The 21,148-nt window shown below is 70.7% G+C and carries 18 protein-coding genes and 1 tRNA gene; 4 read left to right on the top strand and 15 right to left on the bottom strand.

Going from position 1 to position 21,148, the window contains the following annotated elements; translation table 11 throughout:
- Window positions 1-75: 75 nt before the first annotated feature.
- From rpoB to IE263_RS06560, 10 genes are all read right to left on the bottom strand, one after another.
- Entirely contained in the window at window positions 76-3,561 is a 3,486-nt protein-coding gene (gene rpoB / locus IE263_RS06605; protein ID WP_189933271.1) for a DNA-directed RNA polymerase subunit beta, read from the bottom strand.
- A gap of 582 nt (window positions 3,562-4,143) precedes the next feature.
- Window positions 4,144-4,524 (bottom strand): 50S ribosomal protein L7/L12, encoded by a 381-nt coding sequence (gene rplL, locus IE263_RS06600; protein ID WP_189933268.1) that lies wholly within the window; start codon window positions 4,522-4,524, stop codon window positions 4,144-4,146.
- A gap of 126 nt (window positions 4,525-4,650) precedes the next feature.
- Window positions 4,651-5,181 carry a 50S ribosomal protein L10 gene (rplJ, locus tag IE263_RS06595; RefSeq protein WP_189933267.1) on the bottom strand — a complete coding sequence of 177 codons (531 nt, stop codon included), beginning with the start codon at window positions 5,179-5,181 and terminating at the stop codon, window positions 4,651-4,653.
- Window positions 5,182-5,465: 284 nt separating this feature from the next.
- Window positions 5,466-6,290 (bottom strand): SCO4651 family lipoprotein, encoded by an 825-nt coding sequence (locus tag IE263_RS06590; protein ID WP_189933265.1) that lies wholly within the window; start codon window positions 6,288-6,290, stop codon window positions 5,466-5,468.
- A 102-nt stretch (window positions 6,291-6,392) separates the two neighbouring features.
- Window positions 6,393-7,247 (bottom strand): SCO4651 family lipoprotein, encoded by an 855-nt coding sequence (locus tag IE263_RS06585; RefSeq protein WP_189933263.1) that lies wholly within the window; start codon window positions 7,245-7,247, stop codon window positions 6,393-6,395.
- 118 nt (window positions 7,248-7,365) lie between these two features.
- Entirely contained in the window at window positions 7,366-8,091 is a 726-nt protein-coding gene (gene rplA, locus IE263_RS06580; protein ID WP_189933261.1) for a 50S ribosomal protein L1, read from the bottom strand.
- Window positions 8,092-8,193: 102 nt separating this feature from the next.
- Entirely contained in the window at window positions 8,194-8,628 is a 435-nt protein-coding gene (gene rplK / locus IE263_RS06575) for a 50S ribosomal protein L11 (protein WP_003998857.1), read from the bottom strand.
- 169 nt (window positions 8,629-8,797) lie between these two features.
- Entirely contained in the window at window positions 8,798-9,625 is an 828-nt protein-coding gene (gene nusG / locus IE263_RS06570) for a transcription termination/antitermination protein NusG (RefSeq protein WP_189933259.1), read from the bottom strand.
- A gap of 79 nt (window positions 9,626-9,704) precedes the next feature.
- Window positions 9,705-9,992 carry a preprotein translocase subunit SecE gene (gene secE / locus IE263_RS06565; protein WP_189933257.1) on the bottom strand — a complete coding sequence of 96 codons (288 nt, stop codon included), beginning with the start codon at window positions 9,990-9,992 and terminating at the stop codon, window positions 9,705-9,707.
- Window positions 9,993-10,100: 108 nt separating this feature from the next.
- A tRNA-Trp gene (locus IE263_RS06560) sits at window positions 10,101-10,173 on the bottom strand.
- A gap of 294 nt (window positions 10,174-10,467) precedes the next feature.
- On the opposite strand from IE263_RS06560, the gene IE263_RS06555 reads away from it, so the two are divergent.
- The gene (locus tag IE263_RS06555) at window positions 10,468-11,694 is read left to right on the top strand and encodes a pyridoxal phosphate-dependent aminotransferase (protein WP_189933254.1); all 1,227 of its coding nucleotides are present in this window, start codon (window positions 10,468-10,470) and stop codon (window positions 11,692-11,694) included.
- Between the two features lie 124 nt (window positions 11,695-11,818).
- A complete protein-coding gene (locus tag IE263_RS06550; protein WP_189933252.1) occupies window positions 11,819-12,847 on the top strand; it encodes an adenosine deaminase in 1,029 nt (342 codons plus the stop codon).
- A gap of 41 nt (window positions 12,848-12,888) precedes the next feature.
- Here IE263_RS06550 and IE263_RS06545 read toward each other — a convergent pair whose 3' ends face one another.
- The 3 genes from IE263_RS06545 to IE263_RS06535 are packed head-to-tail and all read right to left on the bottom strand — an operon-like array spanning window position 12,889 to window position 15,729.
- Window positions 12,889-14,379, bottom strand: a complete 1,491-nt coding sequence (locus IE263_RS06545) for a hypothetical protein (RefSeq protein WP_189933250.1) — start codon at window positions 14,377-14,379, stop codon at window positions 12,889-12,891.
- On the bottom strand, window positions 14,354-15,124 hold the full coding sequence (locus IE263_RS06540; protein WP_189933248.1) for a hypothetical protein: 771 nt from the start codon (window positions 15,122-15,124) through the stop codon (window positions 14,354-14,356). The genes IE263_RS06545 and IE263_RS06540 overlap by 26 nt, the downstream gene beginning before the upstream one ends.
- A complete protein-coding gene (locus IE263_RS06535) occupies window positions 15,121-15,729 on the bottom strand; it encodes a hypothetical protein (RefSeq protein WP_189933246.1) in 609 nt (202 codons plus the stop codon). Before IE263_RS06535 ends, IE263_RS06540 begins: the two co-directional genes overlap by 4 nt.
- 351 nt (window positions 15,730-16,080) lie before the next feature.
- Here IE263_RS06535 and IE263_RS06530 point away from each other — a divergent pair, with 351 nt between their 5' ends.
- Window positions 16,081-16,788 (top strand): 4Fe-4S single cluster domain-containing protein, encoded by a 708-nt coding sequence (locus IE263_RS06530; protein WP_189933244.1) that lies wholly within the window; start codon window positions 16,081-16,083, stop codon window positions 16,786-16,788.
- Window positions 16,789-16,805: 17 nt separating this feature from the next.
- Here the strand turns inward: IE263_RS06530 and IE263_RS06525 are convergent, their stop codons facing one another.
- Together IE263_RS06525 and IE263_RS06520 are read right to left on the bottom strand one after the other, a co-directional pair.
- A complete protein-coding gene (locus IE263_RS06525; RefSeq protein WP_189933242.1) occupies window positions 16,806-16,970 on the bottom strand; it encodes a hypothetical protein in 165 nt (54 codons plus the stop codon).
- A 51-nt stretch (window positions 16,971-17,021) separates the two neighbouring features.
- On the bottom strand, window positions 17,022-18,107 hold the full coding sequence (locus IE263_RS06520) for a macro domain-containing protein (RefSeq protein WP_189933240.1): 1,086 nt from the start codon (window positions 18,105-18,107) through the stop codon (window positions 17,022-17,024).
- Window positions 18,108-18,430: 323 nt separating this feature from the next.
- Between IE263_RS06520 and IE263_RS06515 the strand changes: the two genes are divergently transcribed.
- The gene (locus IE263_RS06515) at window positions 18,431-20,836 is read left to right on the top strand and encodes a serine/threonine-protein kinase (RefSeq protein ID WP_189933238.1); all 2,406 of its coding nucleotides are present in this window, start codon (window positions 18,431-18,433) and stop codon (window positions 20,834-20,836) included.
- Window positions 20,837-21,148: the final 312 nt, after the last annotated feature.

Below are 21,148 nucleotides of genomic sequence, written 5' to 3'. Positions count from 1 at the left end.
TTGTAAGTCTTGGGGTCTGAAACGGGGGTCCCGGGGCCGGCGGACCCTGATGGTTCAAGGTCCGCCGAACTCCCGTCAGACCTCTTCGACGCTGCTCGGCTCGCGCCGGGACAGGTCGATGCCGAGCTCCTCCGCAGCGCGGAAGACGTCCTCGTCGGTGTCACGCATCTCGATGGACATACCGTCGCTGGACAGCACCTCCACGTTCAGGCAAAGGGACTGCATCTCCTTGATGAGCACCTTGAAGGACTCGGGGATGCCGGGTTCGGGGATGTTCTCGCCCTTGACGATGGCCTCGTAGACCTTCACGCGGCCGGTGACGTCGTCGGACTTGATGGTCAGCAGCTCCTGGAGGGCGTACGCGGCGCCGTAGGCCTCGAGGGCCCACACCTCCATCTCACCGAACCGCTGGCCACCGAACTGGGCCTTACCACCCAGCGGCTGCTGGGTGATCATCGAGTACGGACCGGTCGAGCGGGCGTGCAGCTTGTCGTCGACCAGGTGGTGCAGCTTCAGGATGTACATGTAGCCGACCGAGATCGGGTCCGGGAACGGCTCACCGCTACGGCCGTCGAACAGCCGCGCCTTGCCGGACGGGAGCACCATGCGCTCGCCGTCGCGGTTCGGGATGGTGTGCTGCAGCAGACCCGCCAGCTCGTCCTCACGCGCACCGTCGAACACCGGGGTGGCGACGTTGGTGCCCGGGGCGACCTGGTCGGCTCCGATGACCTGCAGGCGCTGGGCCCACTCGTCGGCGAGACCGGAGACGTCCCAGCCGCGGCTGGCGAGCCAGCCGAGGTGGATCTCCAGGACCTGTCCCGGGTTCATTCGGGACGGCACACCGAGCGGGTTGAGGATGATGTCGACCGGGGTCCCGTCCTCGAGGAACGGCATGTCCTCGATGGGCAGGATCTTGGAGATGACACCCTTGTTGCCGTGACGGCCGGCGAGCTTGTCACCGTCGGTGATCTTGCGCTTCTGCGCGACGTAGACGCGGACCAGCTGGTTCACGCCGGGCGGCAGTTCGTCGCCCTCCTCGCGGTCGAAGACGCGCACACCGATGACCTTGCCGGTCTCGCCGTGCGGCACCTTCAGCGAGGTGTCACGGACCTCACGGGCCTTCTCACCGAAGATCGCGCGCAGCAGGCGCTCCTCCGGCGTCAGCTCGGTCTCACCCTTCGGGGTGACCTTGCCGACGAGGATGTCACCGGCGATGACCTCGGCACCGATGCGGATGATGCCGCGCTCGTCGAGGTCGGCGAGGACCTCCTCGGAGACGTTCGGGATGTCCCGGGTGATCTCCTCGGGGCCGAGCTTGGTGTCACGGGCGTCGACCTCGTGCTCCTCGATGTGGATCGAGGAGAGGACGTCGTCCTGCACGAGGCGCTGCGACAGGATGATCGCGTCCTCGTAGTTGTGACCCTCCCACGGCATGAACGCCACGAGCAGGTTCTTGCCCAGCGCCATCTCGCCGTTCTGGGTGGCCGGACCGTCGGCGAGGACCTGGCCCTCGATGACGCGGTCGCCCTCGTTGACGATGACCTTCTGGTTGACCGAGGTGCCCTGGTTGGACCGGGCGAACTTGGCCAGACGGTAGGTGATGTACGTGCCGTCGTCGTTGGCCGTGGTGATGTAGTCCGCGGAGACCTCCTGGACCACACCGGCCTTCTCGGCCTTGACCACGTCTCCGGCGTCGACGGCGGAGCGGTACTCCATGCCGGTGCCGACGAGCGGGGACTCGCTCTTGATGAGCGGCACGGCCTGACGCATCATGTTCGCGCCCATGAGGGCACGGTTGGCGTCGTCGTGCTCGAGGAACGGAATCATGGCGGTCGCGACCGACACCATCTGGCGCGGCGAGACGTCCATGTAGTCCACGTCGTCACCGGCGACGTAGTCGACCTCGCCGCCACGACGGCGGACCAGGACGCGGTTCTCGGCGAAGCGCAGGTCGTCGGTGAGCGTGGCGTTGGCCTGCGCGATGACGAAGCGGTCCTCCTCGTCGGCGGTCAGGTAGTCCACCTCGTCGGTGACCTGGCCCTCGACGACCTTGCGGTACGGGGTCTCGACGAAACCGAACGCGTTGACCCGACCGTAGGAGGCGAGCGAGCCGATCAGACCGATGTTCGGGCCTTCAGGGGTCTCGATCGGGCACATACGGCCGTAGTGCGACGGGTGCACGTCACGGACCTCGAAGCCGGCCCGCTCACGGGAGAGACCACCCGGGCCAAGAGCCGACAGACGGCGCTTGTGGGTGAGACCCGACAGCGGGTTGTTCTGGTCCATGAACTGCGACAGCTGGCTGGTGCCGAAGAACTCCTTGATGGAGGCGACGACCGGCCGGATGTTGATCAGCGTCTGCGGCGTGATCGCCTCGACGTCCTGAGTCGTCATGCGCTCACGGACGACGCGCTCCATACGAGCCAGACCGGTGCGGACCTGGTTCTGGATGAGCTCGCCGACGCTGCGCAGACGACGGTTGCCGAAGTGGTCGATGTCGTCGGTCTCGACGACGATCGACTGACCGCTGTCGCCGACCGTCTCGGTCTCGCCGGCGTGCAGCTTCACCAGGTACTTGATCGTCGAGATGACGTCCTCGACGGTCAGGATGCCCGCGTCCAGCGGAGCGTCCGCACCCAGCTTCTTGTTGACCTTGTAGCGGCCGACCTTCGCGAGGTCGTAACGCTTCGGGTTGAAGTACAGGTTCTCCAGAAGCGTCTGCGCGGCCTCACGCGTGGGGGGCTCGCCCGGACGCAGCTTGCGGTAGATGTCGAGCAGCGCGTCGTCCTGGCCCTGGGTGTGGTCCTTCTCCAGGGTGGCGCGCATGGACTCGTACTCGCCGAACTCCTCGAGGATCTGCTCGGTCGTCCAGCCGAGCGCCTTGAGCAGCACGGTGACCGACTGCTTGCGCTTACGGTCGATACGGACGCCGACCATGTCGCGCTTGTCGATCTCCATCTCCAGCCAGGCACCCCGGGACGGGATGATCTTGGCGGAGAAAATGTCCTTGTCGGACGTCTTGTCGATGGTGGAGTCGAAGTAGACACCGGGCGAACGGACCAGCTGCGACACCACGACACGCTCGGTGCCGTTGATGACGAAGGTGCCCTTGTTCGTCATGAGCGGGAAGTCGCCCATGAAGACCGTCTGGGACTTGATCTCACCGGTCTCGTTGTTGGTGAACTCGGCCGTGACGAAGAGCGGAGCCGCGTACGTGAAGTCGCGCTCCTTGCACTCGTCGATCGAGTTCTTCGGCGGCTCGAAGCGGTGGTCCCGGAACGTCAGCGACATCGACCCGGAGAAGTCCTCGATCGGGGAGATCTCCTCGAAGATCTCCTCGAGGCCGGACTTGGTGGGGACGTCCTGACCGTTCTCCAGAGCCTCCTCGACCCGACTCTGCCAGGCGGTGTTGCCGAGCAGCCAGTCGAAGCTCTCGGTCTGCAGCGCGAGCAGGTTCGGAACCTCAAGAGGCTCCTTGATCTTTGCAAAGGAGATGCGCAGCGGGGCGGTGCTGGCGCCGTTGTTCGTATTCGCGGTCGAGGCGTTGCGCGAGGCGGCCAAGAGGGGGTCCTTCCGAGGGCTCGGACTCACTACGCGCGTACCGGCCCCTCTCCCACGGAAAGAGACAGAAAACCCAGGTCAGGGATCTTTCCATCATCGATGCTCGGGCGAGGGCATGCCCCTGGTGACGGGCAGGGGACAGCTAACAGGCAGCGCAAAGGGTCAGTGTAGCCACTTGGCACACTGATGTCCAGTGCGGGTTTTCGAGACCCTCGTTGCTCTCAACTCCTGCGACAAGGCACTGCCCTCAACGCACGTTGATACTGCCCTCTTCGTCGTCGATCCATGCCTCGGATTCGGATCCTTGTGACGACGCGTCCTGAGAATTGCGCGCTGCGTGCGGTTCGTCAAGGCCCCCTTGCCCGAACGGGGGTTCCCGGAGACACGACGAAGATCACCATACCCCCCGCGAACGCGGGTGCAAGGCAACCCCGGCCGCACCCCGAGAACGCCGAAGAGCGACCACCCGGATGGATGATCGCTCCTCGGTGCGTGAGCGTTACAGCCCCGCGGGGGCTGTTTCAGCCTGCGCTACGGTCGTCGCCGACCGCGAGACCATACGGCGGTAGCCGTAAGGGTTACTTACTTGACCTCGACGGACGCGCCGGCGCCCTTGAGGGCCTCGGCGGCCTTGTCCGCGGCCTCCTTGTTGACCTTCTCGAGGACCGGCTTCGGGGTGCCGTCGACGAGGTCCTTGGCCTCCTTCAGACCCAGGGAGGTCAGCTCGCGCACGACCTTGATGACCTGGATCTTCTTCTCGCCGGCGCCGGTGAGGATGACGTCGAACTCGTCCTTCTCCTCCGGGGCCTCGGCAACGGCCGTCGGGCCGACGGGGGCAGCGGCGACCGCGGCGGCGGCGGTGACGTCGAACTTCTCCTCGAAGGCCTTCACGAACTCGGAGAGCTCGATGAGGGTCATCTCCTCGAACTGCGCGAGCAGGTCTTCCTGGCTGAGCTTCGCCATGGTGGGCGATCCTTCCACTAATTCGGCTGGTGCCGGGATGTACATGTATGGCGGGCGTACGTTCGGCCCGCTACGACCACCGCTTCAGGCGGGCTGCCTCAGGCGGCGGTCATTTCGCGAGCCGAGTTACTCGGCACCGCCCTGCTCGTCCTGCTTGGCGCGAAGAGCGTCCACGGTGCGGACGAGCTTCGAGGGAAGCGCCTGGAAGAGCTGCGCAGTCTGGGACTGCTTGCCCTTGAAGGCACCCGCCAGCTTGGAGAGCAGAACCTCGCGGGACTCGAGGTCCGCAAGCTTCTTGATTTCGTCGGCGGACAGCGCCTTGCCTTCAAGGACACCGCCCTTGATGACGAGGTTCGGGTTGTCCTTGGCGAAGTCACGAAGACCCTTCGCCGACTCCACCGGGTCACCGGTGACGAAGGCGACCGCCGTCGGACCGTTGAACAGGTCGTCGAGCGTCGTGATCCCGGCCTCGTTGGCCGCAATCTTGGTCAGCGTGTTCTTCACCACGGCGTACTGGGCGTTCTCACCGAGCGAACGACGCAGCGTCTTGAGCTGCGCCACGGTGAGACCCCGGTACTCGGTCAGCACGGCGGCGTTCGAGCTGCGGAACTGCTCCGCAAGCTCGGCTACCGCGGCAGCCTTGTCGGGCCTTGCCATGAGCGTCGGCCTCCTTCCGGGTGATGACGACCGCGCGGAAGGGGCTGTGACAAACGAAACGCCCCGGCGCAGGCGCACGGGGCGTAGCTCGACCAAACGAAATCCGTGGGGCGGAGTCCGTCCGGGAGCACTTCCACTGTCACCTGCGCGGGTCGCCCGCATTTTCAGCGGATCCTTCGGCCACCGCGCCCTCTCCCGAGCGCACGGCAACGACCAGCGGTCTTTGGCTTCTGCAGGAGCGTACGCGAACGGGTCGCCGTCAAGCAAATCCGCCCGTACGGGCCCTACCCCCGGGCCTTCTCCATCTCCTTGGCCATGTCGACCGTGTCCGAGGCCGGCGGTGCCTTCACGGTCACCGGCTTGCCGAGGTCGAGCAGGGTGGTGGTGACGTCGAGCTCGCCCTTCCGGCCGAAGCCCCGCATGCGCAGCTTCCGGGTGTGGTCGGCGTCGTCGATCCACACGTCCATGGTCAGCTCGTCGACACCGAGCTTCTCGTACTGGGCGAGGGCCTGCTCCTGCCGCTGGCGGACGCTCTTGTCCTCGTCCTTGTAGAAGGCCCGGATGTCGTCGAGGGTGGCCGTGCCCTGGTAGTGCGTGGTGCGCGCGCCCTCGACGGTCTCGGTGCCGGTCTTCCTCAGGTCGTCGGCCGCGGCGAGGAAGGCGCCCTCCCGGGCCGGATTCTGGCTGACCTTGTCGGCCATCGGGCCGGAGTCGACCTCGACGCCGCTCGGGGTCTTGGAGCGGCCCGGCGCGCCGAACTTGATCCAGTGCTTGCCGTCCTCGTTGGCCTCGTCGCTGCCCCAGTACACCGCCCCGTCGACCAGCCGGACCTCGCCCCTGCCCTTGTCGGGCCCGCTGAGCACGACCGACTTCAGGCTCATGGCCGGCGGCTTCCTGGCCAGGGCGCCCTCGGCCTCGATCCGGCCCTGTTCCGGCATCCGGCCGGTCATCCGGTAGCGCAGGGACGGAAGCTGTTCCGTCTTCGCCGCGGCCAGCCCGACGGCGGTCGCGGCCGCCGAGTCGTCCCCGCTCTTCTCCGTACCGCCCGCCGCGCCACAGCCCGCGACGAGCAGTGCGGACAGCACGAGGACACCGACGGAAGATCTCATGCAATTCCCCCCAGGAAACACCGACGAGCACAGTGAACACATGGTCGATTCACAGCGCGGTGTGAAGGTATCCCAGAGAGGCGGGTGAGGTCCCGTGAATTCCTACGAGCCGCTGCCGCTGTCCTGCCGCCCGAGCAGCTGGGAGAAGTCCGCGGTGTCGTGCGCCGGCGGCGCCTCGACGGCGACCTCGGTGCCGTAGTCGCTGTAGTACGCCGTCTGGCTGTACTCGCCGGTCGTCGTCCGGCCCTTCTCGACCTTCTTGACCAGCAGGTCCCGGTCGTCGACCCAGATGTCGACGGACTCGGTGGTGACGCCGGCCTGCTCCAGCTGCTTCCTGAGGCCGGAGTCGGTGACGTCCCCCACGGCCACGGTCCCCGAGTAGTGCGTCGCGCGCCGTCCCTCCACGGTCTCCTCGCCGACCTTGCGCACGTCCTCGGAGTCCAGCAGCAGCCTCACCGACTGGTTGGGGGTGATGTTGCGCATCTGGTCGGCGAAGTTCGCGCCGGCCCCGAGGCCCTCGAGGTCGTCGTACGCGTACCGGAGCCAGTGCTTGCCGCCGGTCTTCGCGGCGAGGGCCTCGCCCGTGCGCGCGTAGTAGGCGTCGGGCAGGTAGCGGGCCTCCATGGAGGTGATGCCGAGGTCGCGCATCGCCTGGGCCGTCGTGCCGCCGGTGTACGTGATCGTGAGGGTGCCGGTGAGGCCGTCGCCCCAGCCGAGGGCGCCGGTGGCCTTCAGGGACAGTGCGGGGCCCATGACGGCGGTGGACCTCACCCTGGCCGACGCCGCCCGCCCGGTGGAGCGCTCGGCGGACCGCAGGGCCGTGAGGGAGACGGGGGTCGTCCGGTGTTCGTCGTTCTCCGGCTGCTCGCCGGTCGAGGTGCAGGCGGCCGCACCGGCCAGTACGAGCACGGCCACCACCGTCGGCGAGAGTCCCCCGCGGACCGTCGTCCACTTCATCGATCCCCCTGTGCGTTTCCCGTGTCACGCTAACCCAGGTCACGGCACCCCCACACGGGAACGGGCCCCGCACCTGGGAAGGTGCGGGGCCCGTGACCGACTTCGGTGAGCCTGAGGCTCAGACCGCGGCCGGGTCCTCCTCGACGAGGAGGTTGCGGGTGCGGTTCGGGTCGACCGGGATGCCGGGGCCCATGGTGGTGCTGACCGCGGCCTTCTTGATGTAGCGACCCTTGGCGGCGGACGGCTTCAGACGGAGGATCTCCTCCAGGGCCGCGCCGTAGTTCTCCACCAGCTTGGTGTCGTCGAACGACGTCTTGCCGATGATGAAGTGCAGGTTCGAGTGCTTGTCCACACGGAACTCGATCTTGCCGCCCTTGATCTCGGTGACGGCCTTGGCCACGTCGGGGGTGACGGTGCCGGTCTTCGGGTTCGGCATCAGACCACGCGGACCGAGCACGCGGCCGAGGCGGCCGACCTTGCCCATGAGGTCCGGGGTGGCGACGACGGCGTCGAAGTCCAGACGGCCCTTCGCGACCTCGTCGATCAGTTCGTCGGAGCCGACGATGTCGGCGCCCGCGGCCTCCGCGGCCGCAGCACGGTCACCGGTCGCGAAGACCAGGACCCGGGCGGTCTTGCCGGTGCCGTGCGGCAGGTTCACGGTGCCACGGACCATCTGGTCGGCCTTGCGCGGGTCGACACCCAGACGGAAGGCGACCTCGACGGTGCCGTCGAACTTGGTCGTGGAGGTCTCCTTGGCGAGACGGACGGCCTCGAGCGGGGCGTAGAGCTTCTCCCGGTCGATCTTGGCGTCCGCAGCGCGGAGAGACTTGCTGCGCTTGCTCACTACTGCTCCTGTGTGCTGAAGAGGAGTCGTGGTCCGGGCCGAGCAGGCCCTTCCACGTGCGGCCGGAGCCGCGTTTCTACGAAGGTGCTACGGGGCTGGGGTTCAGCCCTCGACCGTGACGCCCATGGAACGCGCGGTACCGGCGATGATCTTCGCGGCGGCGTCCAGGTCGTTGGCGTTGAGGTCGGGCAGCTTGGTCTGGGCGATCTCGCGGACCTGCGCCTCGGTGATCTTGGCGACCTTGGTCTTGTGCGGCTCGCCGGAGCCCTTCTCGATGCCCGCGGCCTTGAGGATCATCTTGGCGGCCGGCGGCGTCTTGGTGATGAAGGTGAAGGAACGGTCCTCGTAGACCGTGATCTCCACCGGGATCACCCAGCCACGCTGCGACTCGGTCGCGGCGTTGTAGGCCTTGCAGAACTCCATGATGTTGACGCCGTGCTGACCCAGCGCCGGGCCGACCGGCGGAGCCGGGTTGGCGGCGCCGGCCTGGATCTGGAGCTTGATGAGCCCCGTGACCTTCTTCTTCTTGGGAGGCATAGCTCTCCGGGTCCTTTCGGTTCGGGTCCTGCCCGCGTTCGGGGACCACCCGGACGCAGGCATACCGCACAACGATAACGGGTATAGCTGCGCGGCTTGAAACCGCGCAGGTCAGACCGGCTGCGAAGAGCCCGCCTGACCTGCGCGGAAGCGGTACGTCCAGAAAGAACTAGTTCTTCTGGATCTGGTCGAAGCTCAGCTCGACCGGGGTCTCGCGGCCGAAGATCTCGACGAGGCCCTTGACCTTCTTCGAGTCGGCGTTGATCTCGTTGATGGTGGCCTGGAGCGTGGCGAACGGGCCGTCGGTGACAGTGACCGAGTCGCCGACCTCGAAGTCCAGCACCTGGACCTCGACCTTGCGCTGCGGAGCCGGCTTGCCCTCGGCCTCGGCGGCCTCGCGGGCGGCCTTCTCCTCGGCCTCCGGGGCGAGCATCTTGACGATCTCGTCCAGGGTCAGCGGGTACGGGTCGTAGGCGTTGCCCACGAAGCCGGTGACGCCGGGGGTGTTGCGGACGACACCCCAGGACTCGTTCGTCAGGTCCATGCGGACCAGGACGTAACCCGGGAGCTTGTTCTGCTTGATCGTCTTGCGGTCGCCGTTCTTGATCTGGACGACCTCTTCCTGCGGCACCTCGGCCTGGAAGATGTAGTCCTCGACGTTCAGCGAGACGGCGCGCTGCTCCAGGTTGGTCTTCACGCGGTTCTCGTAGCCGGCGTAGGTGTGGATGACGTACCACTCGCCGGGCAGGGTGCGCAGCTCCTCGCGCAGGGCGGCGACGGGGTCGACGGGCTCGGCCGGCTCTTCCTCGGCCTCGTCCTCGGCGACCGCCTCGTCGGCCTCGTCCTCGACGTGGAGCGCGGCCTCCTCGGCGGGCTCACCCGCCTCGTCGTCGGCAGCCTCGAACTCGTCCAGGTCCTCGTCCGCGCCCTCGACGATGTCGAGCTCGTCGTCAGCCTCGTCCGGCTCGATGGCGTCGTTCAGGTTCTGGTCAGACACGGTGGCTGCTTCTTCCTGGATACATAGGGGTGGAACACGCGAAAGGGGCGCCGATCACCCGGCGCCCTTCGCTCCTGGCTCAGCCGAAGACGTACTTGGCGGCGTTGCTGAGTCCATAGTCAATCAGGGTCACCAGGCCGATCATGACGACGACGAAGATGATCACCACCGTCGTGTACCTCGACAGCTGGCTCCGCGTCGGCCAGACGACCTTGCGGAGCTCCGCGACGATCTGTCGGTAGAAGAGCGCGAGCCGCTTCAGCGGGCCCTTCTTGGCGCGCTTGCCGCCCTTGCGGGTCTTCTTCTTGGCCTCAGGGACCTCGTCCTGGGCGTCAGGCGTGTCGATGGAGCCCACGGCATCCGCCATTCGTCCTCACCTGTTCCCGGGTCGTGGCCGTGCCGCGCCCGGTCTGAGCCGCACGGCGGTGCATTGCTGTACGTACATGCGCACACATCCTGGCGAAGGTGTGTGTAGCAGGGCCGGAGGGACTTGAACCCCCAACCGCTGGTTTTGGAGACCAGTGCTCTACCAATTGAGCTACGACCCTTTGTGTGTTCCCCAACGTACCGCATCTGCCCGGATGCTCGGTGTGCACCGGTTGTGGCGCGGCTGTTGAAGGCCAACGTCGTAGGAGTGTACGTGGTCCTGAGCGCCTCGTCGAACGGAAAGTGGCCCGTGGGGCGCCCCGGGCGGAAGATCGTCGGGAAATCGCCCGAAGATCACCAGGCCATCGCCCGGGTTCGCGGCCGGGTCCGGACGGATGTTCAGGGGTTTGCCCGTGCATGTTCAGTCTGTGAAACCCGCGTGCCGGGCCGGTTTCCTGTCTGAAAACATGGGCTCCATGAGCGCTGCAACCCCTCCCACCGAGCGCCGGGTCTCCGCCCGAGTCGGCGCGATCTCCGAGTCCGCCACCCTCGCCGTGGACGCCAAGGCCAAGGCCCTGAAGGCCGCCGGGCGTCCGGTGATCGGCTTCGGCGCCGGTGAGCCCGACTTCCCGACCCCGGACTACATCGTCGAGGCGGCCGTAGAGGCCTGCAAGAACCCCAAGTACCACCGCTACACGCCGGCCGGCGGTCTGCCCGAGCTGAAGGCCGCGATCGCCGCGAAGACGCTGCGCGACTCGGGCTACGAGGTCGACCCGTCGCAGATCCTGGTCACCAACGGCGGCAAGCAGGCGATCTACAACGCCTTCGCCGCGATCCTCGACCCGGGCGACGAGGTCATCGTCCCGGCGCCGTACTGGACGACGTATCCGGAGTCGATCCGCCTGGCCGGGGGCGTGCCGGTGGAGGTCGTCGCCGACGAGACGACCGGTTACCGGGTCTCGGTGGAGCAGCTGGAGGCGGCGCGCACGGAGAAGACGAAGGTCGTGCTCTTCGTCTCCCCGTCGAACCCGACCGGCGCGGTCTACACGGAGGCCCAGACCGAGGAGATCGGCCGCTGGGCCGTCGAGCACGGCCTGTGGGTGATGACGGACGAGATCTACGAGCACCTCGTCTACGGGGACGCCGCCTCCGTGTCGCTGCCCGCGCTGCTGCCGGAGCTGCGCGACAAGTGCGTCGTGGTCAACGGTGTCGCCAAGACGTACGCGATGACGGGCTGGCGGGTCGGCTGGATCATCGGCCCGAAGGATGTCGTGAAGGCGGCGACGAACCTGCAGTCGCACGCGACGTCGAACGTCTCGAACGTGGCCCAGGTGGCCGCCCTCGCCGCCGTCTCCGGCGGCCTGGAAGCGGTCGCGAAGATGCGGGAGGCCTTCGACCGGCGCCGCAGGACCATCGTGCGCATGCTCAACGAGATCGACGGCGTGCTCTGCCCGGAGCCCGAGGGTGCGTTCTACGCGTACCCGTCGGTGAAGGGGCTGCTCGGCAAGGAGATCCGCGGGAAGCGTCCGCAGGACACGGTCGAGCTGGCGGCGCTCATCCTGGAGGAGGCCGAGGTCGCGGTCGTCCCGGGCGAGGCCTTCGGCACGCCGGGCTATCTGCGGCTGTCGTACGCGCTGGGTGACGAGGATCTCGTCGAGGGTGTGAGCCGTATTCAGAAGCTGCTGGCTGAGGCCAGGGACTGAACCTACTCACGTGAGTAGGTTGCGGGCCGTTTCCTTCGGGAGGCGGCCCGTTGCTTTGTGCGAGCAAGACCACGTTCGGGGAAACGGCTACCCGGACGACATCGACGTACGGCAGGATCGCTGAATGGAGCGTGTACGTGATGTCTCTGAGCTGCCGAAAGCCCATCTGCACCTGCACTTCACCGGGTCGATGCGGCCCGGGACCGTGCTGGAGCTGGCCGACAAGTACGGGGTGCGTCTGCCCGAGGCGCTGACCGACGCGTTGACCAGCGGGGAGCCGCCGAGACTGCGCGCCACGGACGAGCGGGGCTGGTTCCGCTTCCAGCGGCTGTACGACGCGGCACGGTCCTGCCTCAGGGAGCCGGAGGACATACAGCGGCTGGTGCGAGAGGCCGCGGAGGAGGACCTCAAGGACGGCTCCGGCTGGCTGGAGATCCAGGTCGACCCGACCTCGTACGCGCCGCGGCTGGGCGGGCTGATCCCGGCGCTGGAGATCATCCTGGACGCGGTGGAGACGGCGTCGCGGGAGACGGGGCTCGGGATGCGGGTGCTGGTGGCGGCGAACCGGATGAAGCATCCGCTGGACGCGCGGACGCTGGCCCGACTGGCGGTGCGGTACGCGGACCAGGGCGTGGTGGGCTTCGGGCTGTCGAACGACGAGCGGCGGGGCATGGCGCGCGACTTCGACCGGGCGTTCGCCATCGCGCAGGACGGCGGGCTGCTGTCGGCGCCGCACGGGGGCGAGCTGACCGGGCCGGCCTCGGTCCGGGACTGTCTGGACGATCTGCACGCCTCACGGATCGGGCACGGGGTGCGGGCCGCGGAGGACCCGCGGCTGCTGAAGCGGCTGGCCGACCGGGGCGTGACCTGTGAGGTGTGCCCCTCCTCGAACGTGGCGCTGGGCGTGTACGAGAAGCCCCAGGACGTGCCGCTGCGGACCCTGTTCGAGGCGGGTGTCCCGATGGCCCTGGGCGCCGACGACCCCCTCCTCTTCGGCTCGCGCCTGGCGGCCCAGTACGAGCTGGCCCGCCACCATCACGCCTTCACGGACGAGGAGTTGGCGGAGCTGGCCCGGCAGTCGATCCGGGGTTCGGCCGCGCCGGAGGACGTGAAGGAGAAGCTGCTGGCGGGGGTCGACGACTGGCTGGCGTGAGCCTGCGGGGGCGGTGAGCGGTCACCGCCCCCGGCAGGGGCTCAGCCCGAGCCCGGCGTCGGCCCCACTTCCGGCAGCAGCGGGTAGCGGACCGACAGGCGCATGGCGCCCTCCGTGACCGCCGGGTCGTGGGAGGCGGCCTGGACGCCGTCGAGGTAGGCGTGGGCGGCGGCCTCGAACGCGCCGTCCACCGCGGCGAGTTCGGCGAGCAGGGCCTGGTCCCGCTCCCTGCGCCGCTGCTCCTGCGTCTCCTGCTGCCGGCGGGCCGCCGCGGCGGCCGCCTCCGCGCGGGCCAGCGCGGCCTCCGCGTTCTTCAGCCGCCGGCCGTGGTGCCGGTAGGCGGCGACGAACGGGTGCTCCTCGGTCACGGCCAGCAGGAAGGCGATGCCGCCGGAGAGCAGCAGCAGCGCGATGAAGGTGTGGCTGACGGTCTGCGGCGCCAGGCCGAGTTCCTCCAGGAGGGTCTGCGGCTCGGACGTCACCTTGGCGCCGTACTGCTGCGCCAGGTCCGTCAGGACCGACGAGGAGTCGTCCCGGACGATGGACCTCGCCCGCATGTCGCCCAGGTACCAGGCCGCCGCAGCCCAGACCGAGACGACCAGCGCCGCGAAGGGGACGGTGATCCACAGGGAGCCCGTGCCGGCCCGGCGGCGCCATCGGCGGCCGGCCTGGAAGGGGGCCACCGTCATGGCCACGCCGACCGCGATCGCCAGCAGGAACGCACTCGTCCGGCCCTCTCGCGTCCCGTTCTCCAGGGAGAGGAACAGGCCGAGGTACACCGGGAGTTCGACGAGGATCAGCAGTCCGGTGAGGCCCAACCGGGGCAGCCGGGCCATGGCCGCGGTCTCGGTGAGGCCCTCCCAGGACGCGCGCGGCGTCGGGGCGGCGGGGGCCGCAGCGGCGGCCGGCCCGGAGTCGTCGTCCCAGTCGGACGTGGTGCCCTGGGCATCCGGCGCGTACGGGTCGTCGTACCGGCCGCCCGGGGTGGCGTCGTCGGTGCGGCGGGTGCCGATGCGGGCCGCCATCCAGGGCAGGACCCGGTCGCGGCGGTCCTCGCGGGCGGCGAGCCGGGTCGCCACCCGGTCGAGCCGGGAGGTCGCCGCGTTCTGCCGCTGCTCCTCCTCCTGCCGGCGGGCCCGCGCCCGCCGTACCTGGGCCTCGCGTCGCGCCGTCTGCGCGTACAGGTCCGCCGAGGCGCGCAGTTGCCGCTCCTCGTGGCCGTGGTGCAGGGCCCTGACCCGGTCCCGGGCGTGCCCGCGCAGGCCGATCAGCCGGCCGAAGTAGGGCAGGCGGTGGGGGGAGCCGAGGAGGTACGGGGTGAGTGTGCCGTCCTTCGCGGCGGTGCGGCCGGCCTTCTCGGCCGCCTTGAGCAGGCGTCTGGCCTCTCTGGTGTCGGTCGGCGGGACGTTGCCGCGCTGCGGGGTCGCGGCCCGTCCGCGGCCCAGTCCGGGCGCCCGGCCCTCGCCGCGCCGGCGCCACATGCCGCGGCCGAGCCGACGGGGCTCGTCAGGCCCCGTATCCGTCGTCGACATCGACCTTCACCTCCTTCTCCAGCACCTGCTGCCAGAACTGCTCCATCTGCTCGACGCGCTCGGGGTTGGTCTTGCCGCCGCGCATGGCGAAGCCGACGCGGTAGACGGTGGTGTGCGGCAGGTCGGGCAGGCCGCGTCCGGTGACCAGCTCCTCGACGGCGGTGTCGCGCTGCGCCTGGGTCTCGAGCTGGTACTTGGACAGCCGGAAGTCGGGATCCGCCTGGTCGAAGTCGCTGATCACGAGCACGTGGAAGGTGGCGTCGGTCTTCTCGCGGGGCACGTCGGCGGCCCGTTCGAGTCCGCCGAACACATCCGAGCCGGGCTGGCGCTCGCGGGCGCACTTGAGCATCTTGTCGGCGGCGGTCTTGGCGATCTCCCGGGTCTGGTCCCACAGCTTCTCGCGGTCGGAGCGGGTGTACGCGTCCGGGTCGATGTCGGTCCGGGCCACCTGGCAGGAGGAGGCGGCGGAGGCCGAGGTGATCGGCGCGTACGACAGGTACTTGCACTTCTTGTCGGCGAGGAAGGGCACCAGGGTCGCGTTCAGCTTCTCCTGGGCCCGGAACCCGCCCGCGTCGTCGTTGCCGGAGCCTGAGCCGTCGAGGACGACGGCGCAGTCGGCGGAGAGCCGCTCCTCTTCGCCGAACACCTCCCCCGTCCCGCAGGCCGTCAGCAGCAGTCCCGCCGTGCCCAGGACCGCGGCCAGCCGTCCCCGCCCGTCGCGCCGGGCGCGTGTCGCCCTGGTCATCGCATCCCCCACTCTCCCGGGCCGGCCGTACCGGCCACCGGTTCCTGCTCCAGAATCCGCAGCGCTCTGGGGACCGGCGGGGTGTCCAGCCGCCAGTCCGGCTCCCCCGTCCAGGTCTCGTCCAGCACGGCGGCGCTCGGCCGTTCGCCGGGCGGTGTCGTCGGCGCGCGCTCCTCGAGCGGCACGCGTATGCGGTCCTCCTTGCGGGCGTACGCGGCCTCATAGTGGGCCAGTTCCTGGTCGGCGCAGGCGGCGAGAGCCAGGCCGCGCTGCTGGCAGGCCGTCACCGCGGTGCGCCACTGGGCCACCCAGCCGCCGAAGCGCGCCAGGGCCGTCGGCACCTGTTCGTGCCGCTGGTCGTACTCCGTCACGATCCGGGCGGCCTCCGCGTGGAGGCGTTCGATGAGGGCTGCGTGCTCCGTGTGGAAGCGGGAGCGCAGCTCTCCCAGTGCCAGCTCCAGTCCCAGCTGCACCTGCTGGGCGTAGTGCTCGGTGGTGATGCGGGCCGCCGCGTCGCGCCGCCCGCGGCGGCCGGCCCGCCATCGGGTGCGTGCGGTGACGCGGCTGCGGCCGTAGTCCGTCGGTACGGACCTCGCTCCGCTCATATGCCCTCCCCTCGTCTTCCGTCGAGTCCCCCTCGCCGGAATTAATGGCCAAAGCTTTGGGGCTTCGCCGTGATCCGGGATTCGCGGCGCAGCCTAGGGGATAAATGCCTCCGACAGGCGGGATTTCCCGCACGGAATACCAGCATCCGGAAATCAGCCGGAGATCGACCGGTGAACGACCGGAAGGGAAGGACCGATCCTGGAAAACTTCGAAAAACCCCAGCTGGAACCGTGAGGGAGGCAATACGCTTCCCTTCCTCCGTGTGCCGAGCACACCGGGGAAGCGGCTGGGGAGCGGCGGGGAAGTGCGCCGGAGAAGGCGAATGAATCTTCGAATTACCGGGGGCGCGCATGGCGGGAAACACCGAACGGCTCGGGGCGGGCGTGTACCCGGGCGCCGAGGGACCCGTCCGGATCGCCGACGCGTACTTCCCGGTGGAGACGCTGGGCCCCGGCCGCCGGCTGGCCCTGTGGTTCCAGGGCTGTGCGCTGGCCTGCCCGGGCTGCATGTCACGGCACACCTGGGACGCGGACGGCGGGCGGGCGGCCACCGTGGGCGACCTGCTCCAGCTGTGGGACGCGGCACTGGCGGACGGCGCCGAGGGGCTGACCGTCAGCGGCGGGGAGCCGCTCCAGCAGCCGTCGGCGCTGGCCGCGCTGCTGCTCGGCGCGGGCCGGCTGCGACTGGCCCGCGGCCGCCCGGAGGCCGACCTGCTCGTCTACACCGGGCACGAGCCGGGTGAGGTGCCGCCCGAGGTGTGGGCCGCGCTGGACGGCGCGGACGCGGTGGTGACCGGCCGCTTCCGGATCGCCGAGCCGACCGACCTGGTCTGGCGAGGCTCGGCCAACCAGCGCCTGGTCCCCCGCACCCCCCTGGGCGCCCGCCGGTACGCCCCGCACCTCGACCGCGACTACCCGCGCGGGCCGAGGGTGACGGTGCACACGGACGGCACCCACGCACGCGTGTACGGCGTCCCCGCACGCGGCGAACTCCGCCGCCTGGAGCGGGCCTCGGCGGCCACGGGCGTCCACCTGACCGACCCGAGCTGGCGCCCGTGAGCACGGCACCCACCCGCTCAGCCCTCCGGCGGTGCCGCCTCGAACAGGCGGGCCACCTCCTGGCAGCGCACCCCGTGGGCCTGCCGGCCCGGGTCGAGGGTGAGGACGTCGGGGATCGCCCGGCACAGCCGGGCCGCGCGGGCCTTGCGGGCGAGGCCGCGGGCGTCAGCAACCCCGCACATGCGGTTCACCGGCCCCAGCCGACGCCACCCCTGAACTCCGCACCCGCCCGCTCAGCCCTCCGGCGGTGCCGCCTCGAACAGGCGGGCCACCTCCGGGTAACGGGTGACGACATGGACCTGCCAGTCCGGGTCGGCGGTGAGGGCGTCCTCGATCGCCCAGCGGAGCCAGGAGGCGCTGGTCCTGCGGTCGAGGCCGCCGCGGCCCGCGCCGAGGACGGGGAAGCAGAGGGAGCGCAGGGCGGGGTGGGTGTCGGTGCGTTCGCGGCGGGCGTGGGTGAAGCATGCGGCGACGGCGGTGGCGATGCTCTGGGGGTCGACGCGGTAGCCATGGCCCTCGGGGACGGCCACGGCCGCGTGGTAGACGCGGCGCACTCCGCGCTCGGCCAGCGCACCCGGACCGGTCGGCACCACGGCGCCCGGCCGCAGGGGCAGCACACCGGGCCGGGCCCGCACCCAGGCGGCGAGCTCGTCCGCGAGGACGTCGGTCACCGGCCCGTCCGCGGCGCAGCCCACGGACGCCGCGTGGCGCAGCGAGCCGGAGACGGTGGGCCGGAACGACTTGGACATCTCCAGGTGCACGTTCTCGGAGGAGACCAGGATGTCGATGTCCCGCAGCAGCTCGATGGGCGATATGTGGACGGTGACCGGTCTGTTCCCGGCCCGTCCCGGCAGCCCGACCGTGGGCACGCGGGCGGGGGTCCGGGCGGCGGGGGTCCCCGGCGCCCGGACCGTGGGCCCCGACGGCTCGCGCGCCTCCGCCAGCACTGCCCCCGCCAGCTGCTCGACGACCTGCCGTTCCTGACTGTGCCGGAACCGCTCAGGGGTCACCCCGTACACCAGCGCGGCGGCCCGGCGGCGGTCGGCGGCCGGATCGCCGCGGCGGCCGGGCAGCAGCCCGAACGTGCACTGCGCGGCCCGGCCTATCAGGTCGTCCGCGCCGAGCCGCGCCGCGGCCGCGCCCAGCAGCCGCTCCGCCCCGTCGGCCAGGTCGCCGTCGTCCCGGGCGTATCCGGCGTGCAGCGTGGCGGCGCGCAGTGCCTCCGGGACCAGCGACTGCAGCGCCGGCAGGCCGCCACGGCGCAACTGCCGCAGCTCCTGTACGAGTTCGGCACGATCCGGCAGACCGTCAGGCTTCATGCCGGTCAAGATAACCGCGTCGGCGGTGCGGCCGCGGGCTCTTCCGGGAGTGCCCCGGGTTCTTCCGGGAGTACGGACCGGATCGGGCCGACGGACCACGAAAGGGTACGGAATTCCGCGTTCTCGGGTGTCCGGCGGGAAGGGGCCGCTATCCTTCCGGCCCGGCTTGCCCCTTCACCCGGCCCGCCCTCTCGGGGCGCTTTTCGCCGTGCCGTGGAATTCCCGGCACGCTCGCGCCGAATGAGCCGTACATCTCTCCACGCCGTCTTCACTTCTCGTCCGCTCACGGGCCACCGCGTCCTTTTCACCCCCAGGTGAATGCCATGACTTTTCCCGTCGATCCGCCCGGCGGCGCCGACCCGGACGGATTCCAGGCCGCGGATCCGCACGACGGCCTCGCCGCACCGACCCTCGTCGACCCCGATCCGGCGGCCGGCCGCGCCCTCGGACCCGACCCGCGCCCCGACCCGGACCGGCTGCCGCCCTCGCTCACCGACCGGTTCCAGCTGCTGGAGCCGCTGCCCCGGCACGGCGAGCGGACCGAGGACCGCAGGGCGGAGGCGGGGCACTCCGCCGAGCTGCGCGCGTCCGTGTTCCGGGTCCAGGACCGCCTGGCCCCGGACCGGCCCGTACGGGTCCTGAAGTGGTTCCACCCCGCCGCCGTCCCCGACGCCCGAGTGACCGCGCTGCTGCGGCCCGACCTGCACGCCGGGCTGTCGTACGTGCTGGAGGAGGGCACGGCCGACGGGGCGCCGTACCACCTGCTGCCCTCGCACGGCAGCAGCGACCTCGCCGCCTATCTGCGCGGCCAGGACGGTCGCCGGATGCCGGCCGACGGCATCCGGGCGACGGTGGCGCGGCTGCACGGGGCGCTGGCCGCGCTGCACGCGGCGGAGGTCGTGCACCGTGACGTGAAACCGTCCAACCTGGTGCTCGGCGACTACGGTCACCCCGCCGAGGGCCTGGTCCTGGTCGACTTCGGCATCGCCGTCGCCGGGCCCTTCCCGGTCACGGCGCCCGCCGGCTGGTCCGGCACGCTGCGCTACTCCTCGCCGCAGGCCGTCCTGCACCGGGCCGCCGTACGCCCGGAGGACGACTGGTGGGCGCTGGGGATGGTCGTCGCCGAGGCCGCGCTGGGCCGGCACCCGATCCCGCACACCGAGCCGAGCACGGTCGGACAGGCCGTCGTCGAGGGCGACTTCGGTCTGGAGCGGATCGGCGACCGGCGGCTGCGCCTGCTGTGCGAGGGGCTGCTCACCCAGCGCCCGGAGCATCGCTGGGGCGCGCCGCAGGTCGAGGAGTGGCTCACCGGCGGCACCCCGCGGGTGATGCCCCGCATCCCCGGACAGCGCACCGCCCCCCGCCCGGCCCCGGCCCCCGCCCCGGACGCGCCGGCGTTCTCGCACGCGGGCCGGACCTTCACCGACCCGGTCCGGCTGGGCGAGGAGTTCGACGCCCACTGGGAGGCGATGGTCTCCCGGCTGAACCGTGGCCGGGAGCGGGCCCGGCTGCGCGCCTGGCTGGCGGAGTTCCGCCCCGAGGGAGACGCGCCCCGCGCCGAGGCCCTCGACGTGCTGCTGGACGGGCTGCGTGGCCGCCCCACCCCGGGCACGCTGATCGACCTCATCGGCTGGCTGGCACCCCGGCAGGAACCCTCCTACCGCGGCATCCCGCTCGGCATGGCCGACCTGCCCGACTTCGCCACCGCCGCGGCGGCCGGCGAGGGCCAGTGTGTCTCCGTCATGGCCGACCTGCACGCCCACCATCTGCTGGTCCGGCTCGGACACCGCAGGGGCGGCGAGGAGCTGGCGTACGTCGACCAGCGCTGGCACGAGCACCACCGGGAGTGGGCGGCGGCCGTCGAGCTGCTGGACCGCGTCCCCGAGCTGGCCGCCCCTCGCGAACGGGTGCGCGAGGCCGTCGCCGTACGGCCCCGGCTGACCGCCGAGCTGCTGCAGCTGGCCGCCCGTCCGGCCCAGGTCACCCGGCAGCTGCGGGAGGACGTACGGCAGGCACGGGACGGGCTGCCCGCGCCGGTGCCGTGGTTCGCGCGGCTGGCCGAGGACAGCCGGCCCGTCACGCTGCTGCTCGCGCTGCGCCTGCACCCCTTGGCGCTGGAGCAGGCCCGGGAACGGCGGCGGGCCGACGAGGAGGCCCGGCTGCTGCGGGCGAGCGACCGCCAGGCACGGCAGTTCCTGCTGGTGATGCGGCGGCTGGAACTGCCCGTCATGCTGGGCCGGGCCGCCGGCGGCGCCCTTCTGCTGTTCTTCCCGCACACCTTCGTGGTCGGCCTGGCCGACGTCTACGACGCCCCGCAGACCACGGTCCTGACGGCCTGGCTGCTGAGCGTCCCGTCCCTGGCCGCGCTGCTGGCCGTCGAGTGCTGGACCGCCTGGTACATCGGCTACCGGTACCACCCGGACTTCTCCCTGATGGGCCAGCTCAGCCGCCGCGCCCTGCCGCTGACGCGCCTGGTGCGCGGCGGCCGCCGGGGCAGGCTGCTGCGGGCGCTGCCCACCCTGGCGGGGCTCGCGGCCGTCGGGCTCGTGGCCTGGGGGACGTTCCGGCTCGCCGTCTGGATCTGGCCGCTGGCCACCGTCCTGGGGCTGCTGATCTCGGCGTTCCTGCGCGCACGGGCCTGGCGTCGGCATCGCGCGGAGGCCCGCAGCCGCCCCCTCCCGCCGACGGACCCCACGGCAGGCGGAACTCGCACGGGAGGAACGACGTGAGCGGCGGCACGTACGTGGGCGCGGACCCGTTCGCCGTGGTCCCGGACATCTCGGCGGCCGGCTTCGACCAGGCGGCGCCCCTGGCGGGCCCCACGGGACTGGCAGACCCGACGCCAAGCGGAACTCGTACAGGAGGAACGACGTGAGCGGCGCATTCGCGGGCACGGACCTGTTCGCCGTGGTCCCGGACATCTCGGCGACCGGCTTCGACCAGGCGGCGGCCCTGGCGGACCCGACGGGGTTCGCGGACCCGACGGCACTGGCAGACCCGACGGGGTTCGCAGACCCGACGGCACTGGCAGACCCCACCGC

Source organism: Streptomyces aurantiogriseus (genome assembly GCF_014649375.1).
Classification (GTDB): Bacteria; Actinomycetota; Actinomycetes; order Streptomycetales; family Streptomycetaceae; genus Streptomyces; species Streptomyces aurantiogriseus.
The sequence above is the reverse complement of the archived record's forward strand: the minus strand, read 5'-3'. Positions and strand labels throughout refer to the sequence as shown.